A 21,616-nucleotide genomic window follows, 5' to 3' on the forward strand; every position below is an offset into this window, starting at 1 on the left:
TAAGCCAAGTAGCTTGGTCACCAGTCTTATGGATACGGCTGCCTCTTTGAAGGCGCCCACGTTCAGTTTTTTATAGCTATTTATAAATTCAACATTTATAGCCGTAATAACGAACGGCTAGTCCTGAAGCAATGTTGAAAATATCCGTAAATGCAGTTTCTGATCACTTATGTGTTTAATGGATTGTGGTCTATCATAGCCGACCCAGACAGCAGTTGTGTAGTTATCATTTAGTCCCCCGACCCATAAATCTTTATAATGGTCCGTCGTGCCGGTTTTCGCTCCTGTATAGGTTGTTGTATATGGGATTCCGCGCCCAGTTCCATTCAATACGACATCCTGCATCATGCTGCGCATCTTGGAAACTGTAGAAGGGGACCAGACATTGTTCTTTTCCTGCGGCCATTGATATAGGATATTCCCTTCTTTATCCTTCACTGCCCGGATTGCATGGACGGGTGAATATATTCCATCGATGAAGCTGGAATATGCACCCGCAAGTTCAATGGGCGTCGTCCCTTTCGAGAACCCTCCGAGGGCAGCCGCATAGGTCATGTCCTGCTCTGTGACGGATTTAAATCCGAACGGTTCGATGAAGTCGAATGCCTCCTGAATTCCAACCCGCTGAAACAATCTGACAGCCGCGGTATTATGGCTGTGTCGAAATGCCTCTTTGACTGAAACATTCCCATAAACGGACCCCCCGATATTTGTAGGGCAGTATGAACCGATACAAATGGAACCACCGTTGATAGGCGTGTTTTCTGTATACGATCCGCTTTCAAAAAGCGGGGCATAGACAAGAAGGGGTTTGATGGCAGAGCCTGGTTGCCTGACAGCCTGATATGCGCGATGAAAATCAGCTTTCTTATACTCTTTTCCTGCGAATACACTGATGATTTCCCGCGTTGCATTGTCGATGACGGCGGCTCCCGCCTGCACGCCTTCAGGTTTCAAAAGGAAGGATATTGCTCGTTCGTCCCGCCGCTGTTTCCCGGGATTAAGTGCCGTTTCGATAATCAATCCTGTGGACAATACTTCAATTGTCCGCTGTTTACTTATCGCTTCAAGGGCTGTCTTTTCAGAAGCATTTTTCGCATTTGCAATCTTTTCCGACAAGCCTTCGGATTTTGCTATGAGATCGGTTAGTTCAGCAAGTACATACGTGCTGTAAGCGGGATAGGCATTCGCTTTCTTTTTCAGCTTTAATTCGATGACCGTATTTTTATGAACTTCGTATTCCTCCGCGCTTATGACACCGTTTTTTGTAAGTATCGATAGAAGACGTTCTTGCCTTATTTTTGTCCGCTCGAAATGCTTCAACGGATTGTACAAAGATGGATTGTTTGGAATTGCTGCGAGGAAGGCTAATTCCGCTTTATTCAACTCGTCAATAGGTTTGCTGAAGTAATAGGTCGAGGCCGCGCTAATGCCGTATACTTGATTGCCGAAATACATTTCATTCAAATACATTTCAAGGATTTCATCTTTTGTCGATTGTTTATCAAGCTCGGCTGCGTAGAAAAGTTCCGTCACTTTTCGTTCGTATGTCTTTTCGGTCGATAAAAAACGCATCCGGACGACTTGCTGTGTGATGGTGGAAGCACCTTGCCTGACAGTGTCCGTTGCAGTGTTGACAGCAAATGCCCGTGCGATGGCGGCGACGTCATACCCACGGTGCTCGAAGAAGCCAGTGTCTTCACTTTCAAGAAAAAGTTGACGGGCGAATAGCGGAATCGATGCGAGGGGAAGCGGATCGCGCCATTCCACATATTCTTCTGCGAAGATAAGTCCGTTACGATCTTTCATCGTCACAGGTGCGTTGACGGTCCCGGATGATAACGCAATGGTTTCACTCATCTTTCCCTTGAATGAATTAACAGTTTTCAATTCCATGGCAATCGCTTCCTGGACGACAAAGAGAATTGGTATGGAAAAAAGGATGAAGATAAAGCCGATGATTTGCTTCAGCACTACGGACCTCCGTTCTAGAATTATGTATATAAATTGAAATAAAGCAATCCATCAAATCCGCTCCGGCGCTTTGTGGATGCCTCCCGCGATAAGCCGGGCGGAAAACCACCGCCAGTCTTATCGCTTCGGCGACCCGGTGTCCAGTTCTGACACAATTCACGTCCTTTAAATTGTGACAGCAACTGGACACTAAAAGGCGCCTTCGCTGGTTTATCCTAGGAATATTATATACACTTAAAAAATTCATGCTAATAGTCTTGACTTAGCATTATCCATAATACTTGCTTCGCTTTATATTGAGAATGCTTCTTCAGTAATAACCAGCGAAGGCGCCTCAAAGGGGTAGCCGAAGCCATAAGTCTGACGACAAAGTTGTCTGGCTTATGGCGGGAGGCATCCCCAAGCGCCGCAGCGTGTATTATGGGAAATGCTAATTACACTCTATACTAGTAGATGTAAAGTCTCTCCGGCGACCACATAAAAGGCGTCTACGCTGTATCCATATGTTCAACTTTTACAATAACAAAAATATAGCACACTCCCGCATTGGGGGTGTGCTGTTTTTTAAGTATGCGTCCGTTTTTCTTCCGCTGCTAGAAAATCCTCAAAATCCTGAACCGGTTTTCGTTTGGCGTAAAAGAGAAATGCGAATCCGACTAAGAACAAGACACCGGTGACGATGAAGACGGACGAAATGCCGATAAAACCGCTGACAATCCCACCGAACATCGGCCCGATGATGTTGCCTAAGAAACGGAAGCTTGTATTATACCCCATGACTTCGCCTTGAATATTGATCGGCGCTTCGCGTCTGACAAGGGCAGTCGTTATAGGAATCATACCTCCGAGTGCGATACCGAACAGCAGACGCCAGAAAATAAGCTGCCATAGCTCTGTCACAAAAGCCTGGGGAATGATGAAGACGACTGATAGAAGAAGCAGGATTGACAGCACCTTTTCATAGCCGATATCGTCACCCAGCTTACCCCAGCGGCGCGCGAACAATAGATTTCCGACCCCCGCGGCACTAAACGTGATGCCTGCCAGAAACGCTACATCTTTCGCTTCCGTCAAATGGGACACATATAGCGATAGCAACGGCTGGATACTGAAGTTTCCTATTTGGATAAGTGCGGTGACAATCATGATGTTCAACATGAGCCGGTGATGCAGAAGACCGCTTAAAATGGATTTTCTTGAATACTGGATGGCTTGCGGATTTTTTATCCGTTTCTGTTCCTTAATGCCGAACAGGACGATGATTGCGGCGACTATTACGGAGATGGATGTAATGATGAAGGTGTATTGGAAGCCGAATGTATCCGCCAGAAGACCACCGAATACAGGTCCGAACAACGTTCCCGTCACACTCCCCATCTGCAAAGTCCCAAGCATTTTTCCCGCTTCCTTTTTTGCGGTCTGCGAAGAAATAAAAGCTAGAGATGTTGGTATGAATCCTGTAACGACACCATTTAACAGGCGCAGAACGAAAAATGCCTCAACGGAGTCGACAAACCCCATTAAGAAGACAGACGTTGCAATCCCGAATCCATTTATGAGAAGAATGGGTTTGAAGCCGAATTTATCAGCGACCCGCCCCCAAATCGGTGACATGATAAATGCCGTAACAAAGGAGGCCCCGAAAATTAAACCCGACCACTTTTGGACATACGCATCCGAATGATCACCGAATGTCTCAATATATAGGGATAAGAATGGCATAATCATCGTCATGGTTCCGGCAACTAAAACGTTGGATATCCAGATGATGATGAAATTCCGTTTTTGCACGTCCATGTGAAAACCTTCCTTCTCCTCTGTACCAATTCATTCATTATAAAACAGTTCGATATCCGAAGGAAGTAACATGCTTATTCATCGAAATAGATGTTTCGATATGATAAACTGATTCAGGGTGAATGTTAATGAGAAAACGCTTTTCTCTTTACTGACAATCTTTGTTCTCGTCTTACTTACTGCATGCGGAAAAGGTGTTACGCTGAACAATGTGCAAGAAAAAGAAGTGTCTGCTGGCAAGGAGCCGGCAGAAGAAAATAGCTCGAAGAACTCAGAGGAGGCAATAACTATGTATCCACAATTATCGACAGAAGTAGCAGCAAATGAAGCACTTGTAGTAATGAACACAACAATGGGGCCAATTAAAATCAAGCTTTTCCCTGAACAAGCACCAAAAACCGTTGAAAACTTTTTGACACATGCAGAAAATGGCTATTATGACGGCATCATCTTCCACCGTGTCATTGAAGATTTCATGATTCAAGGCGGCGACCCAACGGGAACTGGTATGGGCGGAACTAGTATATACGGCGATACTTTCGAAGACGAATTTTCTATGGAATTATTCAATCTAAAAGGAGCACTTTCCATGGCGAATGCTGGACCGGGAACGAACGGCAGCCAGTTCTTCATCGTCCATGCATCAGAAGTTCCAGGTTCAGTCGATCAAATGAAAAAAGGCGGATGGCCTGAAGAAATCGCTGAAGCATACGGCAAATGGGTGGAACACCTCACCTGGACCAAAAACATACGGTATTCGGCCAAGTTATTGAAGGCATGGATGTTGTCGATAAAATTGCAAAAGTTAAAAAAGGTCGTCAGGACAAGCCAGTTGAAGATGTTTCCATTCAATCAATCGAAATCCTTCAAAAATAATCCTAATCTCGTAAAATTAACAAAGTGAGGAAGTGTACGTAAGTGAACGCTCTATTAATGCCGTTCCTTTACTTTCCGGAAGATAAATCAGAATACATTCCGGCTGCGATTTCATTTGTCATCTTCATGATTCTTTTAGTATTCGCATTCCGGTGGATTCGAAACAATTCGAAGAAACAAGAATTGGAAACGAAAGAACTTGAAGAACGCATTCTGCGTGAACGTCGCGAAGCCAAAGAAAAACAGCATCCTCAAAATTGAGGATGCTGTTTTTCTTTAGTAATTTTTAAATAGATAAGTGAATCGATTTCCTAATAGCACAGTTATACTGAAATCCTAACAAGGTTGATTTTCGCTTCAGCCGGACACTTTCCGCGGGCACGGCTTCAGCCTCCTCGTCGCTACGCTTCTGTGGGGTCTTCAGCTCGTGCTGTTCCCGCGGGAGTCGCCGCCTTACGCTCCAATCAACAACAGTATAACGTTATAATTACGAACAATGGAACGGCTGTTTTTCTTTGGTAATAATCGTGCAGTCAGTCACTCATCGCAGTGATAAAACGTTTGACGCCTTCTTTGATTTGCGAAAGCGGCGTAGCCACATTCATGCGCAAGAAACCGCGTCCCGCTTCACCGTATTTCGTGCCCGGCTCCAGTGCAAGTTTTCCTTTATTCAAAAGCTTGTCCATCATCTCATCTTCAGACAGTCCCGTCCCGCGATAGTCAATCCAAAGAAGGTATGTACCATGAGGCTTCGCAATTTTTAAAGCGGGAATCGCTGCCGTCAGTTCACGGATCACATAGTCCATATTATTGGAAATCGTATCAAGCAGTTCTGCCAGCCAAGGGCCGCCTTCTTTATATGCCGCCGTCAATGCTGCAGCTGCAAAAGAGTTCAATTCCATCTGACCATGTGACAGCGCATTCATTGTAAGTTTCTCTCTCACATCTTGATCCGTCGCAATCATCAATGCTGCTTGAATGCCTGCAAGATTGAATGTCTTTGTAGGAGCAACGCAAGTAATGATGCGGCCGATTTCTTCGCCAGCTATTTTTGCAAGCGGAATATGCTTATAGCCAGTGAAGACAAGGTCTGCATGTATTTCATCCGACAATATGAGGACATCATATTTAGTACAAAGACGCAACATTTCTTTCAGTTCGTCTTCTTTCCAGACGATGCCGCCAGGGTTATGCGGATTACACAAGATGAACAGCTTAACATCTTGCTGCAGGCTTTTCTCAAATTCTTCAAAATCGATGGAGTAAACGCCGTCTTCTTCATTCATCATGCATTCGACCAGATTCCGTCCTTGGCGTTTGGGAATTTGGAAGAACGGTGGATAGACGGGGGAAGTGACAAGGATTCCGTCCCCCGGATTCGTGAACGTTTCAATTACCGAAGCGATTGCGGGAACAACGCCATGGTGGAATAACATCCATTCATTTTTCGTTTCCCATGCATGACGTTCAGATAACCACTGGCCAACTGCATCTTTACATCCATCGCAAATATACGAATAGCCGAATACGGGATGGTCGAGCCGTTCTTTCATAGCATTTACGACAACCTCAGGAGCGGCGAAATCCATATCTGCGACCCACATCGGTAAAATATCGGATGCATCTTCAATTCCATATATCATTTCCATTCGGTCCCATTTTACAGAACGCGTTTTACGCCGTTCGAAGACTTGTTCAAAGTTATTCATGGAAATCCCCTCTTTCCTTTTTTCGTTACTATGTTATCATAGTCTAAACTAATGAGAAAAATAAGGTGACTCATCGTGCAGACTATTGAAATGAATAAAAAGGCTGTTGCTCTACTTCAACAATGGGATCCTTTCGCAGTCGGACCAAAAGGGTATGAACTCGAAATCGTCGATGTCGTAGCGGATTTACATCGACTTGATCATCCGACCGACCTTGCAAAGCGAATCCGGGAAATTTACGAACATTCCTATGAATTGTGGATACCGATCGAGAACTGCGTGCAAATTTCTTATAAGCTGTTAGCCATTAAATACGAGGCGAAATGTATCGTCTGATCTTCTAGAGCTGTACCCACATTCAAATGGGTACAGCTTATTTTATTACAATAAAATACCCGCGAATCCCAAAACTGGATTCGCGGGTATTAAAGTTAAAGCTCAATGATCCAAACGATGAAAATGATAATGATGGCAGCCGGTGCTGCATACCTTACTAGAAACTTCCAAAGACTGTTCATAACAGGGTGCATGCGAAGCTCTTCATCCGTCTGCGATTTCGTCAGGACATAGCCCGCGAAAATCGATACGAGCAATGCACCGAGTGGCATTGCAATCCTGCTCGTCAGCGTGTCGGCGAAGTCAAAGATGGTTCCGCCGAAGATTTTCACGTCGGAAAGGACTCCGAATGACAATGCGCTTGGTATCCCGACGATGAAGATAAGTATTCCGAATACCCATGCAGCACGCCTTCTGCGGTTTCGTTTCTCGCGGATACCCGTTGACACGACAATTTCAAGCATCGCAATCGATGAAGTGAGTGTCGCGAATAGCATCAAGATGAAAAAGATGATCATGAATACATTACCGAACGGAATCTGGCTGAAGATAGCAGGTAATATAACGAAAATCAGTCCCGGTCCTTCAGCAGGCGAGTGACCAAGTGCGAACACTGCCGGAAAAATGACAAGACCAGCCAAAATGGAAATGGTGATATTCAAAAGTGCGACATTCATGGCCGATTGCCCTAATTTTTCTTCTTTCGGCAAATAAGACGCATAGGTCATCATTGCTGTAACCCCGACACTCAAGGAGAAGAAAGCTTGTCCGAGTGCCAGTAAAAATGTCGAACCTGTCAAATGGGACCAATCAGGCACGAATAGGAAGCGAACACCTTCCATTGCACCATCCAGTGTCAATGAACGGATGGCCAGGATGATGAAGAAAATGAACAACAACGGCATCATCCATCTGCTTGCCCGTTCGATTCCGCCTTTGATACCACTTTGTACAATCCAAATCGTCAGCCCCATGAACACGGCTTGGGCAAGCAAGACTTCTACTGGATTGGCGATGATGGTATTGAAAAGATCTCCATGATTTGTCGCATTGAGTCGGAAGAAGATGGCTCGTGCCAAATAGGATAGAATCCATCCTCCCACGACACTATAAAACGACAGGATAATGAATGAAGCTGCAAGGCCCATCCAACCGATGAAAGGCCACTTTTTTCCTGGAGCCAGACGTTTTAAAGAAGTTACTGCATCGGCTTGCCCCATCCGTCCGATAACGAACTCTGCCAGTAAGATAGGGAGTCCGATTGCTATAGTGCAAATAATGAACAGTAGTAGGAATACGCTTCCGCCGTTTGTCCCTGCCATGTAAGGGAACTTCCATATCGCACCGAGTCCGATCGCACTGCCGGCAGCTGCTAGAACGAAGCCGATCTTAGAAGACCATTGATCACGTTGTTTCATATACAATCACTCGTTTCATTAAGTTTCAGATTTTCTTATTGTACACTAACTAATGTCGAATACCATCGGATTTTGGAACAAATTTTGCGAACGGATAATCTTTGGTATAATTGAAATAATTAGACAGATATTCTGAAGGGGAGGGGTGCCTGTGGAAGATGCTGAGTTGAGTCATAAGATAAGGGCCCGCCAGATTGACGCTTTTGAAAAATGGATGGACATTTACTCGGGAGACATTGAGCGTTTCACCATTCAGTATGGTTATGGGTTAAAACAAGCGGCTAAAGTAACGGAGGAAGCGTTTAGAATCGTATTTAATCAGCTGGAATCCGTTGACGACGAAAGGTCATTCATTGACGCATTATATAAACAAACCGTAAATATACTTGCTAACACGCGACGATCCAATCAGCCAAATGAAACGATATTCCTTTTTGAAGAGGATCAGGAACTACATAATCAGATTGGCCAACTTGAAACGGACAAGAAAGTACCGTTTATACTTTCGGCACTCCATAAACTGGATGATACGGAGATTGCGACAATTATGGATACTTCCGTGGAAGCGGTCGAACTCGCTATTACGGAAGCGTCCAGTGACTTGGAAGTAGCGCAACTGGAAAAGAGGCTTGAATTCCTTACTAGATCGTATGGACGACTGAAAACTTCTTTTAGAAAAGAACAGGTTTTTGCAGAGCCGCGGAAGGAAGTTCGGGAGCCTGGAAAAGTGAAACAAACAATTTCAAAGAAGGTCCTAATTTCCTGGATTGCGGGGTGCCTTGTCCTCCTATCACTTCTTATCGTTCCTGTTGTGACAAGTGAGGAATACAAAAAGACTTCTGCCGAAAAGTATATTGAACGGTTAAAGGCGTCGTTTGAGAAAGAAGTCGGAAACCGATACAACGAATTGGGATTGAAGGAAACAACTGAAGATGGAGTGGAATTTAACCATATTTTTTACGGAAAGCAAGAACGCGATGATTTTGTGTCTATGATACGGCGTTATGAAGGCTATATAAGAAACACCGGTACATTGGATAAAAAGAAGGTAGGAGAAGAGTACGCAAAAATAATTAAGTCATTGGAGTTGCCGTCCGCGATGACGAAACGTTTATTTAAACAACCGCTAGCAGATGACGTGGAAAAAAGCGGTGAATTTATAAAAGAATACTTGGAACAGTATTACATACTCCAACAATCCTATTTCACGGTTCTTGTTAAATATGAACAGCTTATCGAAGATGCCGTCGTCGATGGGGTCATAGATATTGAAGAATTCCTGAAAAAAAAGGAGACGTATCCAAAAGATTTGCAGCTGGCATTGGATGGCATGATTAAGCAAAACATTTATCCAATGTCCGTTAAAAACTGGGCCCCTATTGTTCCTGTATTTAAAAAGAATGAGTACAGCGCTAAAATTCGCTCCTCTATCCATCCTGATTTGCGAGGCTATTTAACAGGTTTGGAAGCGATGCCGATGGTTACGTATCCGGGTCTTGCACACCCTTTGGAACAATCGATCGACTATTTGCTGGAAATAGAAAAAACGTTGTTAGCAACAAAATTAACGGATGAAGCGACTAGCAATCTCAGTTGGAGTTACGGTGAACTCTTTTACAAAATCATCGGTGGGACGGAACCTGATCGAATACTCGATACTGATGGAAAAGTGAAAACGGAAATTCGTGCAGGATGGGAAAGAATCGCTGGTTCGGGAGAAGGCTCTCCAACAGCTTATCTTATACAAATAATCATTTCAGAGATGGAAGCGACGAATTGGACCGAGTCGCAAAGTCGCAATCGTTTAGAAGCCTATGATGTCTATCATGCACTGGAACTTGCAAAAGCCGGGAAACTCGATACGTTTATCATGCTTGGAATCAGACAAAGCGCATCGGGCATTGAAAGTGTGTCGCTCCCGGATACGTACTTTGAGAACTTAGTTGAAGAGACGTACCATTCATTTTCATCAGATTATGACCAATCCATATTGCAATCAGTCAGTCCGCTGGTCATTATGGGCGTATACTTTTATGCGAATGAACAAGAGGACCCAGAGACGATGTGGCATCTTTATATTAAAAAATATAATGCAGATACGCTAGATGAGTATGTTGCAGAATGGAGTCGATTGGATATAGTTATTGAGAGCCTTGATAGTCTACTATTTGACGGCAACGGAGGAACAACAGGTTCAATCGGAATTCAGCGGGGAGATACTACGTTTTATGGTGTTGAGATGGTTTTGGATGAAGATTCTATATGGGGAATAAAGCATGTTGACTTAGACTTTTTACTGACCGAATTTAGTGATGGGCAGTTGTAACACGGTCATATCGTAGTACCCCTTCACACTGTCATTTTTTGCCCGCTTCCTATAAACATGATATAATTTTAAGTGGCCTTAAGGGCAGAATCGATACCAAAATAGATTGGGAGCTGTTTTAAATGGCGCAAAAATTCGAAGCGGGAGAAGAGTTTTCCGGCAAAGTAACAGGTATCCAACCGTACGGTGCATTTGTAGCACTTGACGATGAAACACAAGGACTTGTCCACATCTCTGAAATTACGTATGGATTTGTTAAAGATATTCATGAATTTCTCACTGTGGGGCAGGAAGTGCAAGTGAAAGTGCTGGAAGTTGACGAAGCCGCAGGGAAAATCAGCCTGTCAATCCGGGCCCTTCAAGAACCGCCGGCTGTAACCCGCAGAGACGACCGTCCGCGCAAGTCATTGCAAGCACGTGTCGATGAAAGCGATGCAGACGGATTCAACTCACTGAAAGACAAACTCCAAGACTGGATTGAAAAGTCCGGGCAATGATGGAACGCAGCCTAAGGATGCCGCGTCGTGCGGCAAAGGCTGCATGACCCACATCCTGTGGGCTTCAGAGCGATTGGCCGCTGAAGCTGGACAATAAAAAATGAGGGAGAAGGCATGCATGCCTTCTCCCTCATTTTTTTAATTTCCTTAATCGATACTGTAAATTCTGTCTGCTCATGCCAAGTGCATGTGCAGTTTTTGTGATGTTTTTATTATTGAGCTTCATCGCTTTTTGTAAATAATAGCCTTCTGCTTCACGTAAAAACTGATCAAGCGGAAGTAGCTCTTTATCGGACTGTACGATAAAGTCCGTAGCTTGCGTAGGTTCCTCAGTGATGTCTGCACTCTTCATCCGGAAATGCAATGGTAGCAGATCATACGTAATGGCCGTTTCAGTCGTGGCCAAGGAAGAGATTTCATCCAGAAGAAATTCAAGCTCCCGCACATTTCCCGGCCAATCATATCCGAGGAATAGCTGTTCAACGTCGGGTGTGATTTCCGTAAGTGAAGAACCATAACGTTCACTTCGCCGTTCTAAATAAGAAAAAATGAACGGCATAATATCCTCTTTCCGCTTTCGCAGAGGCGGAATCCGGAGTGTGAATGAAGCAAAGAAATAATATAAATCCTTCAGTAATGTGCCGGCAGCGATTAATTCAACAGGATCATCACCGATGCTTGCGATGAATTGCTTGTTGCTGCGCTGTGCTTCCAAGAGGATTGAAAGTAGCTTTTGCTGTAATGGAATCGACAGTAAATCGATTCTTTCGCAAAATAACGTCAGCGATTCCGATACATTCAAATCTTTACCTAAACGTCCAATAAGTATCGGGTCTGAACTATGACAGAACAGGGTATAAAATAAGGTGCTGGAAGGCGATAATTCATTATGTATGCTTTCAGCAATCAAATCTTTTCCTGTGCCGGTTTCACCGATCAACAATACAGGCAATTTTGCACGTGCCGCTTTTTTTGCAGTCGTAATAACAACTTTCATAGGCGGGGAGGACGCGATAATTTGATTGAACGTAACCGGGTCACTATTTTTACGAAAGGGCTGCAGAACGAATTTCTCAAGAGCTGTAACATCACGGGCTAATTCAACAGCCCCGATTTGACCGACGCTTCCGACAACCGGATAGGTATCATTGATGGTGGTGATTTCTGTACCGTTTCTATTCCAATACGTCTGTTTGACGTTCAATTGCTCTTTCCCGCTTTGCAACACTTTCAAGAGCGTACTTTCCTCTTGGTCAAAATTAAAAAGCTCCAGAATCGACCTGTCTCCCACATCTTCAAGTGCGAGTCCCTCGATTTCTTTCATCTTGTCATTATAGATGATGGTGCGACCGTTTATGTCTACGGCATGTATGCCAACCGCGGCGTGGCGCACTGCAAACTCATAAAAAGGGAAGAGTGAATCGTCGATGTTCTTCAAAATAATCACCCTCAAACTATTATTTTTAAAATTTTAATGAATAATGCTTGATATCTGCAACAATCTTTTGCATTATTATATATGTAATCTATAAATAAGTGCAAATATTATTTGCGTTTCACTACTTCAGAGGAGGAATAATATGATTCCATATAAACACGAACCATTCACAGATTTTACGGTAGAAGCGAATAAACAAGCTTTCCTTGAGGGGTTGAAAACAGTTGAAGGATACCTTGGGCAAGATTATCCGCTAATTATCGGTGGAGAACGCATCATGACTGAAGAGAAATTGGTTTCAACAAACCCGGCAAACAAAGAAGAGGTAATCGGACGCGTTTCCAAGGCAAGCAAAGACCTTGCTGAAAAAGCGATGAAAGTTGCAGACGAAACGTTCAATACATGGAGAAAAGAGAAACCTGAATTCCGCGCAGACGTATTATTCAAAGCGGCTGCAATCATTCGTCGCCGCAAACACGAATTCTCGGCACTTCTTATGAAAGAGGCAGGGAAACCTTGGAACGAAGCAGATGCGGATACAGCTGAAGGAATCGATTTCTTGGAGTTTTATGCTCGCCAAATGCTTGAGTTGAAAAATGGAATACCTGTTGTAAGCCGACCAGGCGAATACAACCGCTTTGACTACATCCCACTTGGAGTAGGTGTTATCATCTCGCCTTGGAACTTTGCATTCGCAATCATGGCGGGTACGACAGTTGCTGCTTTAGTTACAGGAAATACGGTACTTCTTAAACCTGCATCGACAACTCCAGTTGTTGCATACAAATTTATCGAAGTTCTTGAAGAAGCGGGAATGCCGGCTGGCGTTGTTAACTACATCCCTGGATCTGGCGCTGAAGTGGGCGACTATCTTGTTGATCACCCTAGAACACGTTTTGTTTCCTTCACAGGTTCACGTGAAGTAGGAACACGTATTTACGAACGTGCGGCTAAAGTGAACGAAGGCCAAATCTGGTTGAAACGCGTTATCGCTGAAATGGGCGGTAAAGATACAATTGTCGTTGACAATGAAGCAGATCTTGAACTCGCTGCACAATCAATCGTTAAATCAGCATTCGGATTTAGCGGACAGAAATGTTCAGCATGTTCACGTGCGATTATTCACGAGGACGTTTACGACCAAGTGGTAGCGCGCGTTGAAACATTGACGAAAGAATTGACATACGGCGATCCGGAAGATAACTCAAACTTCACTGGACCTGTTATTGATCAGGCGTCATTCGACAAAGTGATGAGCTACATCGAAATCGGTAAAGAAGAAGGCCGTATCATCGCAGGAGGAACAGGAGACAGCTCTAAAGGATTCTTCGTTGCGCCTACAGTTATTGCGGACCTTGATCCAACAGGCCGTGTTATGCAAGAAGAGATCTTCGGCCCGGTTGTCGGCTTGTCGAAAGCTAAAAACTTCACAGAAGCAATCGAACTTGCAAACAACACGGACTACGGTCTAACTGGCGCGGTCATTACAAACAACCGTCACCATATCGAACAGGCACGTGAAGACTTCCACGTAGGTAACCTTTATTTCAACCGCGGCTGCACAGGTGCAATCGTAGGTTACCAGCCGTTTGGCGGATTCAACATGTCAGGTACAGATTCAAAAGCCGGCGGACCGGATTACCTTCAACTTCATATGCAAGGACAAACAACATCAGAAACACTATAAGAAAAGCGTAGGGCGCCTGAAAGACCCGACAAGCGCTGGAGGAATTGTGATAAAGGCGTCTTTTGCCTTTATCCCCAATTCAGAAGCGACTCGAGGGGCTGGTGCCCGTAGCTAAACAGATAGAAAAGCGTAGGGCGCCTAATTAGCGCCTGGATTCCGGAAAATATACGGACCCATCTAAAGGATGGGTCTGTCTTTACATACCTTGGGGAGGGAAATGTATGACAGTATCAGAAAAAGTAATTGTACAGACAGAAAAATTTGGGGCGAACAATTATCATCCACTGCCAATCGTTATTTCAGAAGCAGAAGGGGTTTGGGTGAAAGACCCGGAAGGCAATAAATACATGGATATGCTCTCTGCATATTCTGCAGTAAACCAAGGGCATCGTCATCCGAAAATTATTCAGGCATTGAAAGACCAAGCGGATAAAGTGACGCTGACGTCCCGCGCATTCCATAACGACCAACTCGGTCCATGGTATGAAAAAATTTGCGAACTGTCCGGCAAAGAGATGGCGCTACCGATGAACACGGGAGCAGAAGCGGTTGAGACAGCTATTAAAGCAGCACGCCGCTGGGCTTATGATGTCAAAGGGGTAGCAGAAGGCAAAGCGGAAATCATTGGTTGTGAAGGCAACTTCCATGGCCGTACGATGACAGCTGTATCTTTATCGTCAGATGCTGAATATAAACGCGGATTTGGTCCGATGCTTCCAGGAATCGATCTAATTCCTTATGGAGATATTCAGGCTCTTGAAGCTGCAATCACTCCGAACACGGCGGCATTCTTGATTGAACCGATTCAAGGGGAAGCGGGTATCATCATTCCACCGGCAGGTTTCATGAAAGCTGCTTATGAACTATGCAAGAAGAATAACGTTCTATTTATTGCGGACGAAATCCAAGCCGGTCTTTGCCGTACTGGTAAAATGTTTGCATGTGAATGGGAAGACATGGAGCCGGATATGTACATCCTTGGTAAAGCGCTAGGCGGCGGCGTATTCCCGATTTCATGCGTGTTGGCGGATAAATCTATTCTCGGTGTATTCAACCCGGGTTCACATGGTTCAACATTCGGCGGTAATCCAATGGCATGTGCAGTATCAATTGCATCCCTTGAAGTCCTTGAAGAAGAGGAATTGGCGAAAAAGTCCCTCGAACTTGGAAACTACTTCATGGAAGAATTGAAGAATATTGATCATCCATCAATCAAAACAGTGCGAGGACGCGGTTTGTTCATCGGGGTTGAATTGACGGAAGCGGCTCGTCCATATTGTGAAGAGTTGAAAGAACTTGGATTGCTATGTAAAGAGACGCATGATACAGTTATCCGCTTTGCACCACCACTCATTATCAAAAAAGAAGAATTGGATTGGGCAATTGAAAAAATTAAAAGAGTTTTCGGAAATTAAAATACTTGTCCAACTAAGTTGCGGATATGTTACAATAGAAGCATAGAAAAAATTATGAATCAAAGAGGCGAATCATTAAATGACTGAAAACCTGAATCTATTTACGTCTACACAAGCTGTCATAAAAGATGCACTTGACAAATTAGGCTACGATGAAGGAATGTACGAACTATTAAAAGAACCGCTCCGCATGGTAGAAGTACGCATTCCAATAAAAATGGACGACGGCAAAGTGAAAGTGTTCACGGGTTACCGCGGACAGCATAACGATGCAGTCGGACCTACAAAAGGCGGCGTTCGTTACCATCCGGAAGTGACAATAGAAGAAGTAAAAGCACTTTCAATGTGGATGACACTGAAAGCGGGTATCGTCGATCTTCCTTATGGCGGCGGTAAAGGCGCAATCATCTGTGATCCGCGTGAAATGTCCATGGGCGAACTTGAGCGTATTAGCCGCGGTTATGTCCGTGCACTGAGCCAAGTAATGGGACCTGCAAAAGATATCCCAGCTCCAGACGTCTTCACAAACGCACAAATCATGGCATGGATGATGGATGAATACAGCCGAATTGACGAATTCAACTCGCCTGGCTTTATTACAGGTAAACCGATTGTTCTTGGTGGATCACAAGGACGCGACCGTGCGACTGCAGAAGGTGTAACAATCATCATTGAAGAAGCGGCGAAACGTCGTGGAATTGATATGAAAGGTGCACGCATCGTAATCCAAGGTTTCGGAAACGCGGGTAGCTTCTTATCCAAGTTCCTTCATGATGCGGGCGCGAAAGTAATCGGGATTTCCGATGCTTACGGTGCACTTCATGATCCTGAAGGTCTTGATATCGATTACCTTCTAGATCGTCGTGACAGTTTCGGAACAGTGACAACACTTTTCGACAACACGATTACAAACCAAGAATTGCTTGAACTGGATTGCGATATCCTCGTACCAGCAGCAATTGCGAATCAAATTACTGAAGAAAATGCACATAAAATCAAAGCTAAAATCGTTGTTGAAGCAGCGAACGGACCAACAACTTCTGAAGGAACGAGAATTCTTACAGAACGTGGAATCCTTCTCGTACCGGACGTTCTTGCTAGTGCGGGCGGTGTAACGGTATCTTACTTCGAGTGGGTCCAAAACAACATGGGCTACTACTGGACTGAAGAAGAAGTTCGTGAAAAAATGACGAAAAAGATGGTTGATGCATTCGATAACGTATATACGACTGCAGAAACACGAAACATCGACATGCGTCTAGCGGCGTATATGATCGGTGTCCGTAAAACTGCGGAAGCATCACGTTTCCGTGGATGGGCATAATTCAATAAGTAAAAGGCATCTCCCGCATTATACGGGAGATGCCTTTTATATTTTATCGGAAGTCGAAATAATTTCATCAGCGCGATCTGGCCGATATTCAAATAGTAACCCGTGATATAGAAGACCTTCAATTACAATGTTAATGAATCGAGCCACTGGCCAATTGAGCAACTACGTCAAATAATGATATACCCACCAACGCCCAGATAAGTGCGCCGATAAGTAACAGGACCAAGGCTATTTTAATTACTTTTTTCCGTATAGTAACACCTCTATTATCTACCATTTCCGGCAGTCACATATTCATACTAGCATCTATAAAATTGCAAATCAGCTTGCGGTTTCGGATAATGAAAAGAGTAGAAGGAGGCAACCATAATGAATGAATTTGTATTCCACAATCCAACGAAACTTATATTCGGTAAAGGGCAGCTTCAAAAGCTATCGAAAGAACTTATGAATTACGGCAAAAAAGTGCTTGTCGTATATGGCGGCGGCAGCATTAAACGAAATGGTCTATACGATGAAGTAATGACGATTTTGAAAGACAACAACATGGACGTTCATGAATTAGCGGGTGTCGAACCGAATCCGCGTGTTTCTACGGCACGCAGAGGCGCGGCGATTTGTAAGGAGAAAGACATTGACTTTATTCTAGCTGTTGGCGGTGGCTCGGTAATCGACTGTGTGAAACTCATCGCATCTGCAGCTAAATATGACGGTGATGCATGGGATCTTGTGACTAGAAAAGCGTTCGCAAAAGGCGCGATTCCATTTGGAACTGTTCTGACATTAGCAGCAACAGGATCGGAAATGAATGCAGGATCGGTCATCACTAATGAAGAAACGGAAGAAAAATACGGATGGGGCGGTCCATTCAATTATCCGAAATTCTCAATCCTTGATCCGACGTATACGATTTCAGTACCAAAAGATCAAACAATTTACGGTATAGTCGATATGATGTCCCATATTTTTGAACAATATTTCAATAACGCTAAAAATACGCCCGTACAAGATGAAATGTGTGAAGGTGTCCTGCGCGCGATTATGGATAATGGTCCCAAGCTACTTGAGGATCTTGAAAATTACGATCTGCGGGAAACAATTCTATTCGCAGGTACAATGGGGTTGAACGGTTTCCTTCAAATGGGTTATCAAGGCGATTGGGCGACACATGATATCGAACATGCTGTGTCCGCCGTCTATGATATTCCACATGCAGGCGGCTTAGCGATCTTATTCCCACACTGGATGCGCCATAATGTTAAAGTTAATCCAACACGATTTGCCAAGCTTGCCGTGAATGTATTCGGTGTCGCACCGGAGGGGAAGACGGAAGAAGAGGTTGCGTTTGAGGGAATTGAGCGACTTACATCATTCTGGAATTCACTTGGAGCTCCTAAAACGCTTGCTGATTATAATATTGACGATACGAAACTTGAATTGATGGCTGAAAAAGCGACGATTAACGGGTCGCTCGGTCATTTCAGCAGTCTGAATAAGGAAGATGTATTGGCGATATTAAAAGCTTCATTATAGTAGAAATGAAGTAGTAGAAATGAAATAGTAGAAATGAAAAACGTCACGTTGGAGATTATCCAAACGTGACGTTTTTATATTACTCCGGTAGTTTTGAAATGGTTTGCTTTGATGTATCCGGAGAATTTGATTTCTTCCATGACATTACTCCATCATCTTCGTCAAAGGAAATTAAAACGTCCCGTACACCTTTTTGTTTAAGGACAATATCCATCAGTCGGTCGCGCACATCATCGACATAGGCAACTGTATGAGAAGGGTCAACTTCGGCGACGATTTCTACATGCAGAAATTCTCCTTCTTTGATAACTTCAATCCGTTGTATGTCCTTCACATCGGGATCTTCGGCAACAATGTGGGCAATGTGATTGAGCATTTCTTCGTCAGTTTCTCCGATCGCACCACGTGCATTTTCGAGAAACACCTTGCCGACCACATAGAACATCATCATCCCGATCAAAATGGATGCAATGCCTTCTGCTACGAGCAATCCGAGGAAATGAGCTAACAAAACAGCTATGAAGGCAAGAAGACCTCCTAATGTTGCGACGAAATCTTCCATGAAGACGAGTTTTGTCGCAGGCTTAGCACGATTAAGATTTTTGAACCCCATCGTTAGGGGGGCCATTCCACCTTTATCAATCCCTACTTCGTGAAGGATTTCTTTACCGGCTTTATAAAGAACGGTAGCTTCAAGAATGATAGCAATACCGAGAACGGAAAGGTTGATTATGTATCCGCCTGACTCGACTGGATTCATAAGATGATGCCAGCCGCCTATTACTGCCTCATAAGACATGATTCCCACAATAATGACGGCACCGAGACAAACCAAGTTAACGACGCGACCGAATCCATTCGGGAATTTCGGAGTAGGTGCTTTTTTTGAAAGGGCAGAACCGACGAAAACGAAGAACTGATTCGCTGCATCACCAAATGAGTGCATCATTTCCGCGAACATAGCAACATTTCCGGTGAAGAAGAATGCGATTGCTTTCAAAATTCCGATGACTGTATTCACGACTGCTGCAAGTAGTGATGGTTTGTTGCCGCTTTTCAAAAGTTTTAGTATGTCTCTCATAAAAACATCCTCCATTAGGGAAATATTTCGATTTCAACTGATTCGATATAAGGTAGTGTTGACAATTCGATATACAAATTAGACGTATGTTTCTTCGGAAGTGCCGAGAGCCGAAAATCAAGTTCATGCTGCACATGAAGATCCCTAGCTACAATTTGGCGAATACGCAAATTTTCAATTGTCATGCCTTCTGTTTTCAAGTAATCAATTAGATCTTCAATCTTCGTCAAATCCGATACCATTACAATGAAGGAAGCCTCTTTTGCACGTAGTCTCTTTGGGCCGAATTTGTCGAGCGCAGGTGCGATGACTTCTATGACGAACATTACTGCCAGCACAGCGAACGCGGCTTCGATATAAAAACCGGCACCAACAGCAATTCCGATACTCGCTGCCCCCCAAATCATCGCCGCCGTCGTCAGTCCCGTAATACTGTCATTCCCCCTGCGCAGAATTGCCCCGGCTCCTAGAAAACCGATTCCGCTGACAATTTGCGCAGCAAGACGAAGCGGATCCATTGTGACATTGATATCGTCCCGTGCAGGAACGAGATATGCCGCTTCAATAGAGACGACTGTCAGAAGACAACTGAAAGTAGCAATGACAGCACTAGTTTTTAATCCAATCGGTTTCTTCTTTATTTCCCTCTCTACACCGATAACTAAACTTAAAACTAAAGCGAGTGTGATTTTAATCAATACTTCGGGATACATCGCCTCATTCGCTATCCAAATCAAAACATTTCCCCCTCATGACATTCTCTATTACGAACCATGATATACTAACAATTATCTATAACCCTAAAAGGTGAAAAGATAACCTAATTCCTATTGAAAGAGATGTGTTAGAAGTGGAAAAACCAGTAATTCATCCGTATATTCCAATAATCATAGGAGTGATTTCCGTTGCATTGTCTGCAATCTTTGTAAAGCTTGCTACAGCTGACGCAGGGGTCATTGCATTTTATAGAATGTTATTCTCGGTTCTGATCATGTTGCCGTTATTCCTCAGTAAGTATAGGAAGGAAGTGATGACACTCGGTAAAAAAGACTGGATCTTTTCAACAATCGCCGGAGTCTTTTTAGCGTTTCACTTCATTCTATGGTTTGAATCGTTAAATTACACATCGGTCGCCAGCTCGACCGTACTTGTTACATTGCAACCCATTTTCGCCTTTGTAGGAACATACTTCTTCTTTAAAGAGAAGCTTTCGTTTAAAACGATCTTATCCGCACTGATTGCTGTATCAGGGAGTGTGATCATTAGTTGGGGAGATTTTAAACTGAGCGGTACAGCTTTTTACGGCGACATGCTTGCACTTATTGCATGTGCCTTGATTACAACCTATCTACTATTCGGTCAAGACGTGCGTAAACGACTTTCTCTTATTACATATACGTTTGTTGTTTACTCCATAAGTACAATAACGTTGTTCTTTTATGTTCTCATCAAAGGAGAGTCATTCGGTCCTTATCCGGGCTCTGATTGGTTTTGGTTTATATTGCTCGCTATTATTCCGAACTTGTTTGGACATACCCTATTCAATTGGGCGCTCAAGTGGGTCAGCACCAATGTCATATCCATCGGTATTCTATTTGAACCTGTGGGGGCAGCAATCCTGGCGTTTTACGTCTTCGGTGAAACTTTATCGATGTCCCAAATAGCGGGAGGAATGATTGTAATAGCGGGGATTGTACTCTTCGTAATTGATGGTAATAAACTGCGGGAAAAATTCTTTTCAAAAAAGGCTTGATTTCTTATAACGTCTTGTAGTATATTAATACATGTCCTCAGGGAGCGAGAAACAACAGCGAAAAAAGAAGTTAACAAAGTTGTTGACTCCTTCCGAGCGAGATGTTATGATAGTAAGCGTCGCACTTCTGATGAAGTGGCAACAACGAAAAAAGAAGTTAAAAATAGTTGTTGACATGAAGAATGCGATTTGATAAGATATAAGAGTTGCTGCTGAAACAACGGCAACTGAACGAAGAAGCGAATTGCCTCTTCTCAAATCAAATGAACCTTGAAAACTGAACAGCAAAACGTCAATGAAATACAGCGAGAGTGCTAACGCACTTGAGCAAAACGTTTCTTAGTAAGTTGACTTCTGTCGGACGAAAAGAAACACAATCGAATCTTCGGATTCAGGGGAGGAATTCTATTCCTCTCCAGTCAGCAAGAAATGAGCTATTCATT

Annotated in this window: 17 protein-coding genes and 1 pseudogene; 10 read left to right on the top strand and 8 right to left on the bottom strand. The window is 43.8% G+C overall.

Annotated features, from left to right (window positions below; translation table 11 throughout):
• Positions 1–117 precede the first annotated feature (117 nt).
• Together HDC33_RS15005 and HDC33_RS15010 are read right to left on the bottom strand one after the other, a co-directional pair.
• Positions 118–1,974 carry a transglycosylase domain-containing protein gene (locus HDC33_RS15005; RefSeq protein WP_370457486.1) on the bottom strand — a complete coding sequence of 619 codons (1,857 nt, stop codon included), beginning with the start codon at positions 1,972–1,974 and terminating at the stop codon, positions 118–120.
• Positions 1,975–2,538: 564 nt separating this feature from the next.
• Positions 2,539–3,771 carry an MFS transporter gene (locus HDC33_RS15010; protein WP_179393369.1) on the bottom strand — a complete coding sequence of 411 codons (1,233 nt, stop codon included), beginning with the start codon at positions 3,769–3,771 and terminating at the stop codon, positions 2,539–2,541.
• A gap of 289 nt (positions 3,772–4,060) precedes the next feature.
• Here HDC33_RS15010 and HDC33_RS15015 point away from each other — a divergent pair.
• Positions 4,061–4,647, top strand: a pseudogene (locus HDC33_RS15015) (peptidylprolyl isomerase).
• Between the two features lie 57 nt (positions 4,648–4,704).
• Positions 4,705–4,908: a hypothetical protein gene (locus tag HDC33_RS15020; RefSeq protein ID WP_179393401.1), complete on the top strand. Its 204-nt coding sequence runs from the start codon at positions 4,705–4,707 to the stop codon at positions 4,906–4,908.
• A 272-nt stretch (positions 4,909–5,180) separates the two neighbouring features.
• Here HDC33_RS15020 and HDC33_RS15025 read toward each other — a convergent pair whose 3' ends face one another.
• Positions 5,181–6,356 carry a MalY/PatB family protein gene (locus HDC33_RS15025; RefSeq protein ID WP_179393370.1) on the bottom strand — a complete coding sequence of 392 codons (1,176 nt, stop codon included), beginning with the start codon at positions 6,354–6,356 and terminating at the stop codon, positions 5,181–5,183.
• Positions 6,357–6,431: 75 nt separating this feature from the next.
• Here HDC33_RS15025 and HDC33_RS15030 point away from each other — a divergent pair, with 75 nt between their 5' ends.
• Positions 6,432–6,692, top strand: coding sequence for a DUF1871 family protein (locus HDC33_RS15030; protein WP_179393371.1), 261 nt, complete (start codon positions 6,432–6,434; stop codon positions 6,690–6,692).
• 95 nt (positions 6,693–6,787) lie between these two features.
• Here the strand turns inward: HDC33_RS15030 and HDC33_RS15035 are convergent, their stop codons facing one another.
• Positions 6,788–8,110, bottom strand: coding sequence for a sodium-dependent transporter (locus tag HDC33_RS15035; protein ID WP_179393372.1), 1,323 nt, complete (start codon positions 8,108–8,110; stop codon positions 6,788–6,790).
• A 151-nt stretch (positions 8,111–8,261) separates the two neighbouring features.
• Here HDC33_RS15035 and HDC33_RS15040 point away from each other — a divergent pair, with 151 nt between their 5' ends.
• Positions 8,262–10,436: an RNA polymerase sigma factor gene (locus HDC33_RS15040; RefSeq protein ID WP_179393373.1), complete on the top strand. Its 2,175-nt coding sequence runs from the start codon at positions 8,262–8,264 to the stop codon at positions 10,434–10,436.
• Between the two features lie 122 nt (positions 10,437–10,558).
• Complete coding sequence (yugI, locus tag HDC33_RS15045; protein WP_179393374.1) at positions 10,559–10,933, top strand: S1 domain-containing post-transcriptional regulator GSP13; 375 nt, start codon at positions 10,559–10,561, stop codon at positions 10,931–10,933.
• A gap of 130 nt (positions 10,934–11,063) precedes the next feature.
• On the opposite strand, the gene HDC33_RS15050 is transcribed toward yugI, so the two are convergent.
• A complete protein-coding gene (locus HDC33_RS15050) occupies positions 11,064–12,371 on the bottom strand; it encodes an AAA-type ATPase lid domain-containing protein (protein WP_179393375.1) in 1,308 nt (435 codons plus the stop codon).
• A 142-nt stretch (positions 12,372–12,513) separates the two neighbouring features.
• Between HDC33_RS15050 and pruA the strand changes: the two genes are divergently transcribed.
• From pruA to HDC33_RS15065, 3 genes are all read left to right on the top strand, one after another.
• A complete protein-coding gene (gene pruA, locus HDC33_RS15055) occupies positions 12,514–14,058 on the top strand; it encodes an L-glutamate gamma-semialdehyde dehydrogenase (RefSeq protein WP_179393376.1) in 1,545 nt (514 codons plus the stop codon).
• 221 nt (positions 14,059–14,279) lie between these two features.
• Positions 14,280–15,473, top strand: coding sequence for an ornithine--oxo-acid transaminase (locus tag HDC33_RS15060; RefSeq protein WP_179393377.1), 1,194 nt, complete (start codon positions 14,280–14,282; stop codon positions 15,471–15,473).
• A 79-nt stretch (positions 15,474–15,552) separates the two neighbouring features.
• Positions 15,553–16,797: a Glu/Leu/Phe/Val family dehydrogenase gene (locus HDC33_RS15065; RefSeq protein ID WP_179393378.1), complete on the top strand. Its 1,245-nt coding sequence runs from the start codon at positions 15,553–15,555 to the stop codon at positions 16,795–16,797.
• A 139-nt stretch (positions 16,798–16,936) separates the two neighbouring features.
• On the opposite strand, the gene HDC33_RS16875 is transcribed toward HDC33_RS15065, so the two are convergent.
• The gene (locus HDC33_RS16875) at positions 16,937–17,083 is read right to left on the bottom strand and encodes a DUF378 domain-containing protein (protein WP_179393379.1); all 147 of its coding nucleotides are present in this window, start codon (positions 17,081–17,083) and stop codon (positions 16,937–16,939) included.
• Positions 17,084–17,175: 92 nt separating this feature from the next.
• Between HDC33_RS16875 and HDC33_RS15075 the strand changes: the two genes are divergently transcribed.
• A complete protein-coding gene (locus HDC33_RS15075) occupies positions 17,176–18,339 on the top strand; it encodes an iron-containing alcohol dehydrogenase (protein ID WP_179393380.1) in 1,164 nt (387 codons plus the stop codon).
• A 79-nt stretch (positions 18,340–18,418) separates the two neighbouring features.
• On the opposite strand, the gene HDC33_RS15080 is transcribed toward HDC33_RS15075, so the two are convergent.
• The gene (locus HDC33_RS15080) at positions 18,419–19,420 is read right to left on the bottom strand and encodes a cation diffusion facilitator family transporter (RefSeq protein WP_179393381.1); all 1,002 of its coding nucleotides are present in this window, start codon (positions 19,418–19,420) and stop codon (positions 18,419–18,421) included.
• A 14-nt stretch (positions 19,421–19,434) separates the two neighbouring features.
• Positions 19,435–20,133, bottom strand: coding sequence for an MgtC/SapB family protein (locus tag HDC33_RS15085; protein ID WP_179393402.1), 699 nt, complete (start codon positions 20,131–20,133; stop codon positions 19,435–19,437).
• Between the two features lie 137 nt (positions 20,134–20,270).
• On the opposite strand from HDC33_RS15085, the gene HDC33_RS15090 reads away from it, so the two are divergent.
• Positions 20,271–21,173 (top strand): DMT family transporter, encoded by a 903-nt coding sequence (locus HDC33_RS15090; RefSeq protein WP_179393382.1) that lies wholly within the window; start codon positions 20,271–20,273, stop codon positions 21,171–21,173.
• The last annotated feature ends 443 nt before the right edge of the window (positions 21,174–21,616 follow it).

This window comes from Sporosarcina sp. JAI121, from assembly GCF_013408665.1.
Classification (GTDB): Bacteria; Bacillota; Bacilli; order Bacillales_A; family Planococcaceae; genus Sporosarcina.

Bases quoted from the DNA above. Each gene is read 5' to 3' on its own strand.
- HDC33_RS15010 (WP_179393369.1), bottom strand. From the start codon at position 3,771: ATGGACGTGCAAAAACGGAATTTCATCATCATCTGGATATCCAACGTT.
- HDC33_RS15020 (WP_179393401.1), top strand. From the start codon at position 4,705: ATGCCGTTCCTTTACTTTCCGGAAGATAAATCAGAATACATTCCGGCT.
- HDC33_RS15025 (WP_179393370.1), bottom strand. From the start codon at position 6,356: ATGAATAACTTTGAACAAGTCTTCGAACGGCGTAAAACGCGTTCTGTA.
- HDC33_RS15035 (WP_179393372.1), bottom strand. From the start codon at position 8,110: ATGAAACAACGTGATCAATGGTCTTCTAAGATCGGCTTCGTTCTAGCA.
- yugI (WP_179393374.1), top strand. From the start codon at position 10,559: ATGGCGCAAAAATTCGAAGCGGGAGAAGAGTTTTCCGGCAAAGTAACA.
- pruA (WP_179393376.1), top strand. From the start codon at position 12,514: ATGATTCCATATAAACACGAACCATTCACAGATTTTACGGTAGAAGCG.
- HDC33_RS15060 (WP_179393377.1), top strand. From the start codon at position 14,280: ATGACAGTATCAGAAAAAGTAATTGTACAGACAGAAAAATTTGGGGCG.
- HDC33_RS15065 (WP_179393378.1), top strand. From the start codon at position 15,553: ATGACTGAAAACCTGAATCTATTTACGTCTACACAAGCTGTCATAAAA.
- HDC33_RS16875 (WP_179393379.1), bottom strand. From the start codon at position 17,083: ATGGTAGATAATAGAGGTGTTACTATACGGAAAAAAGTAATTAAAATA.
- HDC33_RS15075 (WP_179393380.1), top strand. From the start codon at position 17,176: ATGAATGAATTTGTATTCCACAATCCAACGAAACTTATATTCGGTAAA.
- HDC33_RS15080 (WP_179393381.1), bottom strand. From the start codon at position 19,420: ATGAGAGACATACTAAAACTTTTGAAAAGCGGCAACAAACCATCACTA.
- HDC33_RS15085 (WP_179393402.1), bottom strand. From the start codon at position 20,133: ATGTATCCCGAAGTATTGATTAAAATCACACTCGCTTTAGTTTTAAGT.